This is a genomic window from Phyllobacterium pellucidum (assembly GCF_013327855.1).
In the GTDB taxonomy this organism is placed as follows: domain Bacteria; phylum Pseudomonadota; class Alphaproteobacteria; order Rhizobiales; family Rhizobiaceae; genus Phyllobacterium; species Phyllobacterium pellucidum.
The window spans coordinates 1-16,606 of record NZ_JABUMX010000003.1; the positions used below are offsets into that span (position 1 = coordinate 1).

Genomic DNA, 16,606 nt, shown 5'->3' on the forward strand with positions numbered 1-16,606 from the left:
CGCAATCTTCATTGGTCACGCTTAGAATCGACGAGAACATATTTACACCTGCATTCAACCCCAAAGGGCCAAATGCCTGTCATATCTTCTCTCGAAACGTGTCCGCCAAAGTATCTGTTGAACTTCTATGCGAAGTTCCGCAGGACCCTGCCGCCCACGTTTCTCTTTCTTCCATATGAAATTGTCAAAGAACCGACCATGGCATAAACCACCGTCAATAAACCGGCTTCAACCGGCACGAATTCAACCCTCCGGTCAAACCCGAAGGAATGTCACTTCCGCAACAATCCCTTAAACCTTGCCAAGGACCGCTTGCATCAACACGTCAGTCTCGCAACCAACCATCCTGCAAACCTTAGGGCGCATTCAGCAACCGCCAGCGGCGCCCCGCCCTCGTTGTGCCGGTATATAGACCCCACCCAACAAAACTGTCAACACCGATTTTGAAGAATTTATGAAAAATATGACGGTTCGAATTTGCCGCCCTGCCCAGGCCTTGCAATGGCTGCGAAATCCCGGCCCGGCAAATCCAAATGTGATGGCCTTGGCCACAAACATGCCCCAATCGCGACCTAGCGCTCGCGCAGATGTGCGGAGGCTTTTCTAAAACACCCCCGCGGTCGAATGAGCGATGCGCGCATCCGTTTCGGCGGCCTGCGTTGACATAGTGAAGTCCCGGGGGCAAAACTGCGGCCTCGTTGATTTCATGCCAGGGCAAACCTGGCCGGCCAACGCGCCGGGAACCTGCATTCACAACGGCGACGGGATCACACTTTAAAGTATGAGCGAGTACGAGGGGCACTCATCGATCGATCCGGGCAATGAGCCGCCGCTTATCACGGACGGACGCCGCGGGCCGCCTGACCGTCGCGAAATCTCGGCGCGCTGGCTGGCCGGCACGTTTCTTACCGGCATTACCTCGAGCATGCTGATGGGCGTTGCCCTGTTTGCGGCGCTCGACGGCCGCGAACAACTCGCAACACCGCCGGAATTGATCGGTCGCAATGCCATGCCCGCCCCGGCCGACGCCAGCGGCGTGACCAAGGGTTCGCGCGTCGTCGCAACCACCCCCATACAGAAGAACCGGGATCGGCGCCGCCTTGACGTTTCGACCATGTTCAAGGATGGCGAGCGCGATGTCGTTCGCTCCATGCCGTTCGAGTTCGTGCATATTGAACTTGCAGACGTGCACAATACCAATCGCCGTTATCCAAACTTCAATCCGCTCGACGTCTTTGCCGAAGCGAATGAGGATACGGACCCCACGCCGAAGACCGGTCAGATTTACGGCGCCAAGGTCGAGAGCGAAGTCAGCCTGCGCACCGTCGATTTCCCGCTGACCACGGCACAATATGATCCTGCGGACGATCTCAGCGTCGACGAAGTTGAAGAAGTCGTCCGCAACACCGGTTCGCTTTTGACCGATGGCGCCATTCAGGTTGCTTCGCTGCATTATGTCGATCCGCTGCGTTTCGGTACGGATGACGACCCCTACAATTTGCGCAGTCCCCTCGCGGTCAAGATCATCCAGGAGAATGTGAGTGTTGCGCCACGCCTGCCCGAGGATGCAGCGAGCACCGGATATTCGGAAGCGCTGATCCCGTTCCGCAGCGACAAGGAAATTACCGCCGCCCTCGCGGACGCCGGCTATGAGAGCGACGATGCGACCGGCATGTCCGGGGCGATCAGCAAGCTCTTGAACTCCCCGCGCCTCAAGAGCGGCAGTGTTCTACGCCTCGGCATTGAATCGCGCGACGATCTCGACCGCATCGTGCGCGCCAGTGTCTACAATGGCAGCACGCATATTCTGACGATCGCGCTCAACGACAAGGAACAATATGTCCCCGCCGACGAGCCGGAAATGACGCCCGGCCTGCAGGTGGCGTTCGATGACAGTCCCGCCGGATCGCGGCGCGCCGAAGACCTGCCGACCGTCTATGACGGTATTTACAGGGCCGGCATCGCCTATGGCATGACCGATCCGATGATCAAGCAATTGATCCGCATGCTGGCTTCCGATGTCGACTTTCAGTCGCAGCTGAGCCCCACGGACGAGCTTGAAGCGCTGTTTTCGCTGCCGGCGGGCTCCGACAAGGCCGGGGACGAATCGGAGATTCTCTATGTCGCCGCGAACTTCGGCGGCGACCTCAAGAAGTTCTATCGGTTCCACGGCGAGGACGGCACGACCGACTATTACGACGAAAACGGCAAGAGTTCCAAGCAGTTCCTCCTGCGCAAGCCAGTGCCCAACGGCACTTTCCGCTCGCCGTTCGGCATGCGCCGCCACCCGATCCTCGGCTATTCGCGCATGCATACCGGCGTCGACTGGTCGGCGCCCCGCGGCACGCCCATCGTCGCGGCCGGCAATGGCGTCGTCGAGCGCGCCGGCTGGACCAATGGCTATGGCATCCAGACCCTCATCCGTCATTCCAATGGTTACGAGAGCAGCTATTCGCACCAGAATGCCGTGGCCAGCGGCGTGGTTGCGGGCGCGCGTGTGCGCCAGGGACAGGTCATCGGTTATCTTGGATCAACCGGCCTATCGACCGGGCCGCATCTCCACTACGAGGTGATCGTCAACGGCTCGAAAGTCGATCCGATGCGTATTCGCCTGCCGAGCGGCGGCGAACTGCAGGGCAATGATCTCGTCGCCTTCCAGCGCGAGCGTGAACGGATCGACCAATTGCTTCAGGACGAAAATTCCGACGCCACCAAGGTTGCAGCGAGCGGGTAAGCACCCGCTCTATTCCTGGAACTCTACCGTCACGCCCTTCTGAACCATCTTGGAAAGCTCCGTTGCGTCCCAATTGGTCAGGCGCACGCAGCCATGGCTGTTGGTCTTGCCGATCTTCGACGGTTCAGGCGTGCCGTGAATGCCATAGGTGGGCTTCGACAGCGCAATCCACACCGTGCCGACCGGGCCGTTCGGGCCGGGCGGAATCGTCAGGACCTTGTCGTTCTCACCCTGCTTGAAGTTGAGCTTCGGATTATAAGTGTAGTTCGGATTGAGCGCGATACGCTCGACCTGGACCGTGCCCGAAGGCGATGGCGTATCGGTCGACCCGATCGTCGCGGGATAGGCGACGATGAGCCGGCCCTCGGCATTATAGCCGCGCACCTGCTTGCGGCCCTTGTCGGCGATGATCCGCGTTACCGCGCCGCCGGCATTCTGGCCGGGATTGGCCACCTGGATGGAAACGCCAGGCGTGTTGAAATTGATGCCCGGATTGATCTCCTTGAGATAAGTCTCATCCATATGGAAGCGTTCGGCCAACATCTCTGTGACCGAAGTGAACGCCATGCGCTCGAGTTGCGCCTTGTGGCCGTAATCTTCCGGAATGGAGGCGACGAACGGATAGGCCGCGTCCTCGGAGGTGATCGTATAGGACACGAAAGCGGGTCCGCCGGTTTGTTCGAGCGAGGCGTTGATCCCGTCATCGTTGAGCGGATCGAATTGCTGGCCGGTCATTTCCTCGAATGCCGCGACAGCCTTGTCGACATTGCCGCCCTTGTGGCCATCGATCACGCCGGGTGACACGCCGATCCGATCGAGCAGGACCTGGATTGCGGCGATCTTTGCCTTCGCGCCCTGCCCCTTCGGTAATTCTACTGTCGGCGCGGGATTTGGATGAGCGGGTATCTGCTCCTGCTGCGGCGTATCGTAGAACCCGTCGTTTTGCGAGTCCGGTGGATTGAAATTCGGATCCGCCGGATTGAGATCGGCCTCGCCGCCTGTGGGTGGCAGCGGTTGCCGGTCGACGCTGCCATAGTCACGCTCGGACGGGAGCGCCGATTGCTGTTCATAGCGATCATTGCCCGGTCCTGCATAGGGATCGTTAGGGATGGCGCCGGTGTCGTAGGGATCCTGCGGCGCGTCCGGGAAGTAATCCGCACCCTGATCGTTGCGCGGCTCTTCCACCGAAACGACACGGCCGCGGCGATCAACCGTAACCCTGCGGCCATATTCATCATAGTAGGAACGATAGGCCTCCCGGCGCGGGCGACGCTCGCCTTCGAACCATTGCGCCAAAGTGTATGGCGTGTCGGCATTGGCGGCAGGCGCAATCATTCCGGCCGCGCTCGACGTCGCCGGGGCGGTGACGCCCGCTGAAGCCATGAGCAACAATCCGAGTAATGAATGATGATAAGAGGCCATGCCATAAGATTCCGGTTATTGCCGATAACGCGACATTAATCATAAATGACCGAACTTCCTGTCATTATGGTTAATGCCTTCGCGCTTTTATCGTTGCATTTATGAGATGAACGAGACGTGAAAATGGCCGCGCTGTGGCGGCCATCTTCTTTCTTTCAGTGTTGCGAAATCGCAATCATGCAGCTTCGCTCTTGTCGCGCTCCGGCGCGGATTTGACCGACTTGAAATTCAGCCGATCCGAGCCCGCTGTGATCTTCACCGTCGAGCCGTCCAGAATATCGCCGAGCAGGATTTTCTCTGCCAGCGGATCCTGCACCTCTTTCTGGATGACACGCTTCAGCGGTCGCGCGCCATAGGCCGGATCGTAACCCTTCTCGGCAAGCCAGTCGGTTGCTTCGCTGTCAAGCTTGATCGTGATCTTGCGATCGGTAAGCAGCTTCTGCAAATGCTCCATCTGGATCGCGACGATCTTGCCCATATCCTTGCGCTTCAGACGATGGAACAGGATGATTTCATCGACACGATTGAGGAACTCCGGCCGGAACGCCGACTTGACGACGCTCATGACCTCGTCACGCGCCACGTCGACGTCCTGGTCTTCGCCCAGCGCAGTCAGATATTCGGCCCCGAGGTTCGACGTCATGATGATCAGCGTATTGCGGAAATCAACCGTTCGTCCCTGCCCATCGGTGAGGCGCCCATCGTCGAGCACCTGCAGCAACACGTTGAATACATCCGGATGCGCCTTCTCGATTTCGTCGAAAAGGATCACCTGATAGGGCCGCCGCCGCACCGCTTCCGTCAGTGCGCCGCCTTCCTCGTAACCGACATAGCCGGGAGGAGCGCCGATCAAACGCGAGACCGAATGCTTCTCCATATATTCGGACATGTCGAGGCGTACCATCGCCGTCTCGTCCGAGAACAGGAATGCCGCAAGGGCCTTGGTCAGTTCGGTCTTGCCGACGCCGGTGGGTCCGAGGAAGATGAACGAGCCAATCGGCCGGTTCGGATCCTGCAGACCGGCACGCGCCCGGCGGATTGCTTTCGACACGGCCTGGACTGCCTCACCCTGGCCGACGACGCGCTTGGCAAGCTCGTCTTCCATGCGCAGCAGTTTGTCACGCTCGCCTTCGAGCATTCGGTCGACCGGAATGCCGGTCCAGCGCGAAACGACCTGGGCGATGTGATCGGAGGTAACGGTCTCCTCTACCATCGACGTGGCGTTGTCCTGCTGTTCGGCGGTGGCAAGTTCCTTCTCGAGCGCCGGGATTGTGCCATAGGCAAGTTCGCCGGCTCTCTGGTATTCGCCATTGCGCTGGGCAGCGGCGAGCGCATTGCGCGCATCTTCAAGCTGCCGCTTCAGATCCGCCGCATGGCCGAGCTTCTGCTTTTCCGACTGCCAGGTATTGGTCAGCGCGGTCGACTCTTCCTCAAGCTCGGCGAGCTCGTGTTCCAGGCGTTCAAGCCGGTCACGCGAAGCATCGTCCTTCTCTACCTTCAGTGCCTCGCGTTCGATCTTCAGCTGCATGATGCGCCGATCGACCTCATCGAGTTCCTCCGGCTTCGAATCGACCTGCATGCGCAGCCGCGCCGCACTCTCATCGACAAGGTCGATGGCCTTGTCCGGCAGGAAGCGGTCGGTGATGTAGCGGTTCGACAGCGTCGCGGCCGCAACGAGGGCCGAGTCCGAAATGCGTACCTTGTGATGCTGCTCGTACTTCTCCTTGAGGCCGCGCAGGATCGAGATTGTGTCCTCGACCGTCGGCTCGTCGACGAAGACCGGCTGAAAACGACGGGCAAGCGCCGGATCCTTCTCGACATGCTTGCGGTACTCGTCAAGCGTGGTTGCACCGACGCAGTGCAACTCGCCGCGCGCCAACGCCGGCTTCAGAAGGTTGGAGGCGTCCATCGCGCCTTCGCTCTTGCCGGCACCCACGAGCGTGTGCATCTCGTCGATGAAGAGAATGATCTCGCCATTTGCCGACGTCACTTCCGAAAGGACGGCCTTGAGACGCTCCTCGAACTCGCCGCGATACTTTGCGCCGGCAATGAGCGCACCCATGTCGAGCGCCATCAGCTTCTTGTCCTTCAGGGATTCCGGCACGTCGCCATTGACGATGCGCAGTGCCAGCCCCTCGGCGATGGCAGTCTTGCCGACGCCGGGCTCGCCGATGAGCACCGGATTATTCTTCGTGCGCCGTGACAGGACCTGGATCGTTCGGCGGATTTCATCGTCACGACCGATCACCGGGTCGAGCTTGCCCGCCCGCGCGTCGGCGGTAAGGTCGCGCGCATATTTCTTCAAGGCGTCATAGGCATTTTCGGCGGAGGCCGAATCTGCGGTGCGACCCTTGCGGATATCATTGATGACGGCATTGAGCCCAGCAGGCGTTACGCCGGCACGACTCAGGATTTCGGATGTCTTTGCCGATTTCTCAATGGCCATGGCCGTCAAGAGGCGCTCGACGGTAACAAAACTGTCACCGGCTTTCTTGGCCACTTCCTCGGCCGTGGCAAAAACCTTGGCCAATGGCTGCGAAAGGTAAAGCTGACCATTGCCGCCCGTTACCTTTGGCATCGCGTCAAGCGCTGCCTGAAGGCCGAGGCGAACCTCTTCGACATTGCCGCCGGCGCGTTCGATCAGCGACGCAGCAAGTCCTTCCTCATCGTCGACGAGAACCTTCAGCAAGTGCTCGGGAGCAAACTGCTGATGATTGGACGAGAGGGCAAATGTCTGCGCAGACTGGATGAAACCCCGAACCCGTTCGGTGTACTTCTCAATATTCATTACTGTCTCCTTTTCCCGGACGACCCTTAAGCGGCATCGTGCGGTGGTCTGGTGACGGGCCCCCTGCGAGAGGCGGACCCATTCGCTCGAGGCAAATATGGGAACCAGTTCCTAGGCTCGCAAGGTCGAGGCGGAAGGATTTATCATGCCAGAACTAAAGCAAATTATCGATATAAATCATGGCGCATGCCGGCGCGCCCGGGAAGAAGCAATGATGGATTTGGGCGGCGGGCTCTGATCTGCGGCAAATGGATTGGAGTTTGCCGAATGGTCAGGCTTGCAGCGCAATAGCGGGCGCGGATCCTCGGGTAAGCCGGGGATTAGGGCCAACCAGTCGGCATGTGCACAACGGCGCCTACGCATCTCGCATTCACAAAATGAATAAGCCGCCCGCGAATGAACGCAGGCGGCTTATATCAAGAAAACCGAAATCAGACGTCCGACTCGACCGCGGCCCGGCGCTTCTTCACTTCGGCGACAATTCCTGCCGGCGAAAGATCGTTCGTGGCGTCAGCTGTGCTCGGTGCGTCACTGTTGCCTTCTGCCACACGCGGTTCACGCGGCCGGGCCGGGCGACGACCGCGCGGTGCGCGGCGGGCGGACTTGGCCTCGGCGTTTTCCGCGTCGACAGATGCCTCGGCCTCCACCGGCCGTGCCTCGGGCTGAGGCTGCGGCTGGCGCTGGCTTGCCGTATCATCATCATAGGCGACCTCTGCGGGCGTGCCTTGAATGACCGGCTGCGGTCCGCTGCCATTGATCGGCTGGTGCACGATACGTTCGACCTCGTTGCCGTTGTCGTCGTCATAGCCCATGTCGTCGTCCTGGTCATCGCGATCGTCGCGCTGGAACTGGACGGGCGCCTGGGCCTGTGCCGCTAGAATGATTCGATTGTAGTGCTCGGCGTGCTGAAGGTAGTTTTCAGCCATTACCCTGTCGCCGCTGCTCTGTGCATCACGTGCCAGAGTCGTATATTTTTCGGCGATGTGCTGAGCATTTCCCCGAATTTTGACATCGGGTCCGTTGCTTTCGTAATTGCGGGATAGTGGGTTCGGACCTTTTCGGTTGTTGTTACCGCGTCCGCGCATGCGCCTATTCTGCTGTACTGGCCTCATACTTATCTCTTTTCAGAAAATCAGGGGCGCTGTTTTGCTCACCATTTGAGTCAAAAAGCTTCGCTTCTCAAGTGCCGACCTGAAGCGCGCCCCGCGCTTCAATCGCATCCAAAGTTTCATAAAACTTTTGTGCTGCCGCAAAAACCGTCTTCTCCAAATTTTTCCCGAAGAAAGATCAAACACCCAGAAATTCCCTACCAACTTCTTGATAGGCAGAACCAGTTTTGTTCGGTTTAGAGCGGTATCCGGAAACTATCCGTCTTCGCGGCAAATTCCAAGCCTTTTTTCAAGATTTTTACGCGGCTGTGAACAAAAGTGCCCGTTCATGGCCACCAATATCCGTCTTTGTGGCCTCCAGCACCAAATCTGAAGCAGCGAAAATCGCTGCAACGTCGGCGCGTTGATCAAAACCGATCTCCACGGCAACCGCTCCACCTTCCCGAAGATACTGGCGGGCCCCGGCGGCGATGATTCGGTATGGTCCAAGACCATCCTCCCCGCCATCGAGCGCCCGGACCGGATCGTGCAATACAACTTCACGTTGCAGGCCTTCGATGTCGGCCGTCCGTATATAGGGTGGGTTGGAGACAATCAGATCGTAGACGCCCGTCACGGTGGAATACCAATCCGAATGCAGGCAGGCAAAGCGCTCCGATACCCTGTTAAGGTGGGCATTCTCGCGCGCCGTATCAAGGGCGCCTGTCGATATGTCGACACCGACGGCCCGCAATTGCTGCAAGTGATTGAGCAACGCCAAGGCAATGGCTCCGGTGCCGGTGCCGAGGTCGAGAAGGTCGGCAACACCTAATTCCTGAATGCGGCGGCGCAGGAACGGCAGCACGAGTTCCACAATCGCTTCGGTATCGGGGCGCGGCTCCAGCGTTTCGCGCGACAGCGCCAGTTCGATATCGAAAAAGGCCCGTTTGCCGATAATCCGATGTACGGATTCGCCGTTCATTCGCCGGTTGAGGACCACTTCAAGCCGCGCATTCGTTTCAGAATCCACCTGCCTGCCGGGGTTCCGGATCGTTTCCAGTTGATCGGTTCCGGTGACCCATTCAACCAGAAGGCGAGCATCCAGCGTGGCTGTGTCAATTCCTGCACGCGCAAGACGGTCGCGCGCGTGCTTGTGTGCGTCGGCGAGGCGCGCCGTCGTCATAGCCCATCGTTCATCTGGGCGAGCAAGGCCGTCTGGTGATCTGAGATCAAGGCGCCGATCAGTTCGTCGAGATCGCCTTCCATGATGCGGTCGAGTTTATAGAGCGTCAGGTTGATGCGGTGATCCGTCACACGCCCCTGCGGGAAATTGTAGGTGCGGATGCGCTCCGACCGATCGCCAGAACCGACCTGGCTGCGCCGCGCCTCCGAGCGCTCGCTGTCCGCCTTCTGGCGCTGCATGTCAAAAAGCCGCGACCTGAGCACCTGCATGGCGCGCGCGCGGTTCTGGTGCTGGGACTTTTCGGCCTGAACGACGACGATGCCGGACGGGATGTGGGTGATGCGGACGGCCGAATCGGTGGTGTTGACGTGCTGGCCGCCGGAACCGGAGGCGCGCATCGTATCGATGCGGATGTCCTCCTGGCGGATATCGATGTCGATTTCCTCGGCTTCGGGCAGAACCGCCACGGTTGCCGCCGAAGTATGAATGCGCCCGCTCGCTTCCGTATCGGGGACACGCTGCACGCGGTGTACGCCGGATTCGAACTTGAGCTTGGCAAAGACCCCCTTGCCGGAGACCATGGCAATGACTTCCTTGTAACCGCCGGCTTCGCCGTCGCTTGCCGAAATGAGCTCGACGCGCCAGCCATTGGCGGCTGCGTAACGCTCATACATGCGAAAGAGATCGCCAGCAAAAAGCGCTGCTTCCGAACCGCCCGTCCCGGCACGGATTTCGAGGATCGCGTTGCGCTCGTCGGCGACATCCTTCGGCAGGAGCAGGACCTGGATGTCCTTTTCGAGTTCGCCGATCCGCTCGTCGATCTCCGGCAGTTCCGCCTCGGCAAGTTCGCGCATATCCCGATCGGTCGCTGCATCATCGAGCATTGCCTGCAGCCCATCGGCCTCGCTGCGCGCGGCCAGAAGCTCACGGATCTTGGCGACAACGGGCTCGAGCTCGGAATATTCCGATGCGAGCTTCACATAGGTTTCGGAATCGGGATTGCTCGACATCTGCGTTTCCATCATGGAAAAACGCTTCAGCAGCTGATCCATACGATCCTGCGGAATGGACATTATTCAAAACCTCTAGAGTGGAACGCCAGCTCGCTCTGCGTACTTCGTAAGAAAATTGCGCAACGTGCCGGTCTCGCCGTGATTGTCGATCGCGTCCTTGAGCTGGGCGCTAAGTTCGCCAACGTCCAGTGAGCCGAGCATGGCTTTGACAGGACCGATCGCGGCCGGCGACATTGAAATGGAACGATAGCCGAGCCCGATCAACGCCATGGATGACAAGGGCTTGCCCGCCATTTCACCGCAAAGCGTCACACTCGTATTGTTGCGCTCGCCCGCCTCGGCGATCTGGCGCAGCACCCTCAGGAACGGCACCGAGAGATTGTCGAAGCGATTGTTGATGATCGAATTGCCCCGGTCGACCGCCATGACGAACTGGAAGAGGTCGTTGGAGCCGACTGATACGAAATCGACTTCGGCCATCAATTCGTCGAGCTGCCACAGCAGCGACGGCACCTCGACCATGGCTCCGATCTTGACGCGGGTCGGCAGATCATAGGCAAAGCGCGACAGGTGCTGGACCTCGCGGTTGATCAGTTCGCTGGCCTTGCGCACTTCTTGCACTTCCGTGACCATCGGCAGCATCAGGCGCAATTCGCGGCCGCCGGCGGCCTTGAGCAGGGCGCGTACCTGTGTGCGTAGAAGGCCAGGCCGATCGAGCGTGAGGCGCAAAGCCCGCCAGCCCATCGCCGGATTTTCTTCGTTTACGTTGCTGCGGAAGTAGGGGAGCACCTTGTCGCCGCCAATATCGAGCGTACGGAAGGTGACCGGCCGGTCGCCGGCGGCTTCGAGCACGGACCGATAGAGCCGCTCCTGCTGTTCTGCGCGCGGGAAGGTCGATGCAATCATGAACTGGAGCTCGGTCCTGAAGAGGCCAATGCCCGCCGCCCCGGCTTCGGCAAGCTGCGGAAGATCCACCAAAAGGCCGGCATTCATCAACAGCTTGATCGCGATGCCATCCTTGGTAATCGACGGCTTGTCGCGCGATTCGCGATAGAGGGCCTGGCGCTTGGCGCGGAACCGCACCTTCTCCGAATAGGCAGCCTCAAGTTCCGATTGCGGCCGCAGATGCACGCGCCCGTCATCGCCGTCGACGATCACGGCATCGTTGTTTTCCGCCATGGAAACGACGCCCTTGACCTGGCCCGCTACCGGAATGCCCATGGCGCGCGCCACGATGACCACGTGGCTGGTCGCCGCCCCGTCTTCGAGCACAAGTCCGCGCAGGCGTTCACGCGGATAGTCGAGAAGCTCCGCAGCGCCCATCGAGCGCGCGATTATGATCGCGTCCTTCGCCAGCGTTCCAGCCATGGTCTTGACATCGCGCCCCATCAGCTGGCGCAGCAGCCGATTGGCAAGGTCGTCGAAATCGCTCAGCCGCTCGCGCATATAGGGGTCGGTCAGATGCATCATGCGGGCGCGCGTATCGCTCTGCACCTTCTCGACTGCGGCTTCCGCAGTCAGGCCGTTGCGGATCGCCTCCTCAAGGCGCCGCACCCAGCCGGTATCGTGAGCAAACATGCGATAGGCCTCAAGCACCTCCCGGTGCTCGCCTTCGAACGCCACGTCACGCCGCGACAGCATGTCGTCGATGGAAATACGCAAGGACCCAAGCGAGCTCTCGAGCCTGTCGATTTCGGCATTGATGTCTTCGTTGAAGAGGTTGGTTACGACGATGCGCGGCTCGTGCAGCACGACGTGCCCGAGACCAACCCCATCGTTGAACGCGCTGCCGCTGAAGCTCATCGGCTTGCCAAGGTCGAGTTCGACACCGGGCCGTGCGATGCGGGGGATATCGCCGGCCGCAACCATTTCGGCAAGCACCATGGCCGTAGTCTCGAGCGCCTCGACCTCATCCTCGCGGTAGACGCGCTTGGTGCGGTTCTGAACGACGAGAACGCCGAGCGTGCGCCCTGCCCTCAGGATCGGCACGCCAAGGAAGGAGTTGTAAATTTCTTCTCCCGTTTCCGGCAGATACGCGAAGGCCGGATGCGCTTGCGCATCGGTCAGGTTGAGCGGTCGCGCGCTTGCAGCGATCGTGCCGACTAGACCCTGACCAAGGCGCAGTTGCGCCAGGTGGACGGCCGACGGGTTGAGACCTTCGGTTGCGTATAGTTCGAGGACCCCATCGGAGCGCAGCACGTAGAATGAGCACACTTCCGCGACCATGTTCTGCGCGATTTCGCGAACAATGCGGTCGAGCCTCTCCTGCGGCTCAAGAGCCTCCGCCATCAGTTCGCGGAGGCGCTTCAGCATCACACGAGGGCCACTTATCGGGTCGCGTGTAGGCACCGGATGCCTTTCTCCCATTGTCAATTGTGGCAAGGCCACCGGGACCTCACCAAATCAGTCGATCCATCATGTCAGTCGGCACGAACGCCGACAAACAGAATCTCGCTCGTTAATGCTTATCGAGACCGTACACAGAATGCAAAGTGCGTACGGCGAGTTCCGCGTATGGTCCATCGATCAGGATCGAGATCTTGATCTCGGAAGTCGTGATGGCGCGGATGTTGATTCCCTTGTCTGCAAGGGCGCGGAACGCCGTGGCAGCGACGCCCGCATGGCTGCGCATGCCGATGCCGATGACGGAAACCTTGACCATGCCGGCTTCGGACTGAATCACGTCGAAACCGACATCCTGCTTGACCTTCTCGAGAACAACGAGGGCCTTGTCGAGATCGCCGGTCGGGACCGTGAACGTCATGTCGGTCTTCGACCCGTCCTCGGAAATGTTCTGAACGATCATGTCGACATTGATGTGCGCTTCGGCGAGCGGGCCGAAGATGCCGGCGGAAATGCCGGGGCGGTCAGCAACACGCCGCAACGAAATCTGGGCCTCGTCCTTGGCGTAGGCAATTCCTGTGACAACCTGCTGTTCCACGATTTCTTCCTCGTCGCAAATAAGTGTTCCGGGCGGATTGATCAGATCGCCCATGCCCGGTGCATCGGGATCCTCGAAGCTGGATCTGACAAATGTGCGCACTTTGTGCACCATGGCAAGCTCGACCGAACGGACCTGCAGCACCTTGGCGCCGAGCGAGGCCATTTCGAGCATTTCTTCAAACGAAATGCGCGAAAGCCGGCGCGCCTTGGGCTCGACGCGCGGGTCGGTCGTATAGACGCCGTCGACGTCCGTATAGATGTCGCAGCGGTCGGCCTTGACCGCGGCGGCGATGGCGACGGCGCTCGTATCGGAACCGCCTCGCCCGAGTGTCGCTATGCGGTTGTCCGGACCGATGCCCTGGAACCCCGCGATCACCGCGACCTGGCCTTCCTGGAAGCGCTCGATCAGAAAGGAGCCGTCGATGTCGACGATGCGGGCCGCACCATGCGCATTGTCGGTCTTGATCGGTATCTGCCAGCCTTGCCAGGAGCGGGCATGGATACCCATTGATTGCAGAGCGATGGCAAGGAGCCCGGATGTGACCTGTTCGCCCGAGGCTACGATGGCGTCATACTCGCGGGCGTCATGCATCGGCGACGTCTGCCTCGTCCAGCCCACGAGCTCATTGGTCTTTCCGGCCATTGCCGAGACGACGACGGCAACCTCGTGCCCAGCGTCGACCTCGCGTTTGACATGCCTGGCCACATTGCGGATGCGGTCAATATCGGCCACCGAAGTGCCGCCGAATTTCATCACGATGCGTGCCATGGAAATTACCGTTCTGGAAAGGCCTGAAAACTGGGTCGGAAAAGAGTCGTTTGAAATGAACTGGCTCTTTGCCAAATGAATGCGGCCTCCCATAACGAAATTATCCGCCGACTGCAAGAATGCGAACAGATTTGCCGGGGTGAAATCGGGTGTGTGCCGCCCATGTTGAAAATGCCGGCTGATGGGCGTATATACTATTGCATATACTTTGAGAGGCAGAGAGATGACCGAAGTGCGCATTGCCAAGCTTTTCAAGAACGGCGCGAGCCAGGCCGTACGGTTGCCGGCTGATTTTCGCTTCGATGGCGACGAAGTCTACGTTTCCCGTGATGACCGCACGGGAGACGTCATTCTTTCGACGCGGCCAGGAGCCCGCGTCTGGGCCGACTTCTTCGAGTTGAGGAACTCCGTCGAAGTCCCTGATGATTTTATGGGCGAGCGCCCCATGAATGCATTACCGGTGGAGCGTAGCTTCTTTGACGAAAACGATTGACTTAACCAATTAGTGATATTTCGAAGGCTAGGCGCTCCATGCTCCATATGTTGGATACAGATATTGCGAGCTACATCATCAAGGGTCGCTCGCCGAAAATCGATGAAAAGCTCTCAGAATTGCAGCCTTCCGATGTCTGCGTCTCTGCCATCACGAAAGCGGAGCTGCTTGACGGCCTGAAACGGATACCTGAAAACCATCGTCTTCATGGTGAGATTTCGCGATTTTTCCAGATTGTTCGCGTCCTGGCCTGGGATGCGGTTGCCGCTGAATATTATGCCGGCATTCGTCATCAGCTTGTGTCGACCGGTCAGCCGATTGGCGAACTCGATATGATGATCGCTGCACACTCGATCTCTGTTGGCGCCGTTCTTGTGAGCAACAATACGCGGCACTATCAAAGGATCAGTGGCGGCCTGGCCCTCGCAAACTGGGCTCAATCGGAAGTCTGAGCAAGCATTGCGCCTTGACATTGCCTCCCGGAACAGGCCACTCGAAAACAGTCAAAGAGGATGAGGCCATGGCGACAACCGAGCGCACTTCAATCGATGCCGCAGAAGTCGAGCGGTTTTCTCGCATGGCAGCCGAGTGGTGGAACCCGCAGGGCAAATTCCGCCCGCTGCACAAGTTCAATCCAACCCGCCTTGCCTACATCAAGGAAAAGGTCTGCGGCCATTATGGTATCGACCCTCATACGCCGATGCCGTTTTCCCGCCTGCGCATTCTTGATATCGGCTGCGGCGGCGGACTTCTGTGCGAGCCCATGGCGCGGCTCGGCGCAACGGTTGTCGGCGCTGACGCGGGCGAGACCAATATCGAGGTCGCCAAAATCCACGCCGCCCAAAGCGGCCTTGTCATCGATTATCGGGCGACAACGGCAGAAGCCCTGGCGGAGGCCGGCGAACAGTTCGACATCGTCCTCAATATGGAAGTGGTCGAGCACGTCGCCGATGTCGAACTCTACATGTCGGCCTGCGCGCAGATGGTAAAGCCCGGCGGACTGACCTTCGTTGCCACCATCAACCGGACATTGAAGGCGCTGGGGCTCGCAATATTTGGAGCCGAGTATGTCTTGCGGTGGTTGCCGCGTGGAACCCACCAATATGAAAAGCTCGTTCGCCCGGAAGAACTCGAAGCCGCGCTGCGGCAATCCGGATTGGAAGTCGTCGAGAAGATAGGCGTATCTTACAGTCCGCTCAGCGATAGCTGGAACCGCTCCCGCGATACCGACGTCAACTATATGGTGCTGGCTACGCGGCCTTAGTTGCCACCAGCGCCTTGGCTTCCATGCGCTGGGCCTTCGTCGTCATCAGCACGCCGATTGTGATGATGAGGGCCCCTCCCCAGGTTGCAAGCTGGTAGATTTCGCCGAGAAATAACGTCCCGGCAAGCAGCGCAACTGCCGCGCCCACATAGCCGATCTGGCTGAGATAGACCGGGCCGCCCACCGCCTGCAGCCGAAAGTACAGCGCGAACATGCAGGCAGAAGCCACCACTTGCGCGACAACAAGCCAAGGAATGCCGCGAAGCGGCGCAACCGGAAAGCCGCCCGTCAAATATAAAATGATCGGGATCAGGAGCAAGGCCGTCATAAGGTGACTGCCGCCTGCAAGCTCGGTCGGATCGGCGCCCGCCGGCCAGTCGATCGTGCGGTAGACGTTGCCGAGCGCCAGCAGAACCGGAATAAGCAAACCGATGGCAACCCAAAGCGGATCGGCAGGCTGACCGACCTGACCGCGGGTGAAGCCGACGATGACGGCGCCGATAAAGCCGACAAAAATGCCGAGGAGGCCGAGCGGACTTGGCCTGCGCAACTTCAACATGACAGAAAACAGCAAGGTGAAGACCGGCGACAGCGTGTACATGATGCCGGTATAGCCGGATCCGAGATGCGGGATGGCCGAAAGCGTCATCAGGTTGGGAACGGCGTAGGAAACGAGCGCGGTGATAACGTAATAGCGCAGCATGTGCGCATTGAGTTGCGGTCGCTTGCCCATGACGAGAAAGGCCGTCAGCAGCACGGTTCCGGCGCCGAGTGAAATGACGAATGCCCAGAGCGACGGCGCAACACCTGCCACGAATGCGAGCTTGCCGAAAGGAAGCGTCAGCCCAAGGAAGGCGCCGGTGAGAACCAGCAGAACGGCAGCGGAGTTCAATAATTGCATGGGGAGAA

12 protein-coding genes are annotated in these 16,606 nt (G+C 59.6%); 4 read left to right on the top strand and 8 right to left on the bottom strand.

Features of this window, described 5'->3' with window-relative positions:
- Positions 1 to 781 precede the first annotated feature (781 nt).
- Positions 782 to 2,734, top strand: coding sequence for a M23 family metallopeptidase (locus tag HQ945_RS13230; RefSeq protein WP_027229655.1), 1,953 nt, complete (start codon positions 782 to 784; stop codon positions 2,732 to 2,734).
- 9 nt (positions 2,735 to 2,743) lie between these two features.
- Here the strand turns inward: HQ945_RS13230 and HQ945_RS13235 are convergent, their stop codons facing one another.
- The 7 genes from HQ945_RS13235 to HQ945_RS13265 form a co-directional block, all read right to left on the bottom strand.
- Entirely contained in the window at positions 2,744 to 4,156 is a 1,413-nt protein-coding gene (locus HQ945_RS13235) for a L,D-transpeptidase (protein WP_091921328.1), read from the bottom strand.
- 175 nt (positions 4,157 to 4,331) lie between these two features.
- The gene (clpB, locus tag HQ945_RS13240) at positions 4,332 to 6,944 is read right to left on the bottom strand and encodes an ATP-dependent chaperone ClpB (RefSeq protein ID WP_027229657.1); all 2,613 of its coding nucleotides are present in this window, start codon (positions 6,942 to 6,944) and stop codon (positions 4,332 to 4,334) included.
- Positions 6,945 to 7,375: 431 nt separating this feature from the next.
- A complete protein-coding gene (locus HQ945_RS13245; protein ID WP_081815716.1) occupies positions 7,376 to 8,056 on the bottom strand; it encodes a DUF4167 domain-containing protein in 681 nt (226 codons plus the stop codon).
- Positions 8,057 to 8,351: 295 nt separating this feature from the next.
- Complete coding sequence (prmC, locus tag HQ945_RS13250) at positions 8,352 to 9,215, bottom strand: peptide chain release factor N(5)-glutamine methyltransferase (RefSeq protein WP_113281463.1); 864 nt, start codon at positions 9,213 to 9,215, stop codon at positions 8,352 to 8,354.
- Complete coding sequence (gene prfA, locus HQ945_RS13255; RefSeq protein WP_091921324.1) at positions 9,212 to 10,291, bottom strand: peptide chain release factor 1; 1,080 nt, start codon at positions 10,289 to 10,291, stop codon at positions 9,212 to 9,214. The genes prmC and prfA overlap by 4 nt, the downstream gene beginning before the upstream one ends.
- A gap of 9 nt (positions 10,292 to 10,300) precedes the next feature.
- Positions 10,301 to 12,595, bottom strand: coding sequence for a phosphoenolpyruvate--protein phosphotransferase (gene ptsP, locus HQ945_RS13260; protein WP_036813038.1), 2,295 nt, complete (start codon positions 12,593 to 12,595; stop codon positions 10,301 to 10,303).
- A 91-nt stretch (positions 12,596 to 12,686) separates the two neighbouring features.
- Entirely contained in the window at positions 12,687 to 13,940 is a 1,254-nt protein-coding gene (locus tag HQ945_RS13265; protein ID WP_027229661.1) for an aspartate kinase, read from the bottom strand.
- A 223-nt stretch (positions 13,941 to 14,163) separates the two neighbouring features.
- Here HQ945_RS13265 and HQ945_RS13270 point away from each other — a divergent pair, with 223 nt between their 5' ends.
- The 3 genes from HQ945_RS13270 (at position 14,164) to ubiG (ending at position 15,697) form a co-directional block, all read left to right on the top strand.
- Positions 14,164 to 14,433: an antitoxin gene (locus HQ945_RS13270; RefSeq protein WP_113281462.1), complete on the top strand. Its 270-nt coding sequence runs from the start codon at positions 14,164 to 14,166 to the stop codon at positions 14,431 to 14,433.
- A 38-nt stretch (positions 14,434 to 14,471) separates the two neighbouring features.
- Positions 14,472 to 14,885, top strand: a complete 414-nt coding sequence (locus tag HQ945_RS13275) for a type II toxin-antitoxin system VapC family toxin (protein ID WP_113281461.1) — start codon at positions 14,472 to 14,474, stop codon at positions 14,883 to 14,885.
- A gap of 68 nt (positions 14,886 to 14,953) precedes the next feature.
- On the top strand, positions 14,954 to 15,697 hold the full coding sequence (gene ubiG, locus HQ945_RS13280) for a bifunctional 2-polyprenyl-6-hydroxyphenol methylase/3-demethylubiquinol 3-O-methyltransferase UbiG (protein WP_113281460.1): 744 nt from the start codon (positions 14,954 to 14,956) through the stop codon (positions 15,695 to 15,697).
- On the opposite strand, the gene HQ945_RS13285 is transcribed toward ubiG, so the two are convergent.
- Positions 15,684 to 16,598 carry a DMT family transporter gene (locus HQ945_RS13285; RefSeq protein WP_113281459.1) on the bottom strand — a complete coding sequence of 305 codons (915 nt, stop codon included), beginning with the start codon at positions 16,596 to 16,598 and terminating at the stop codon, positions 15,684 to 15,686. The genes ubiG and HQ945_RS13285 overlap by 14 nt on opposite strands.
- Positions 16,599 to 16,606 lie beyond the last annotated feature (8 nt).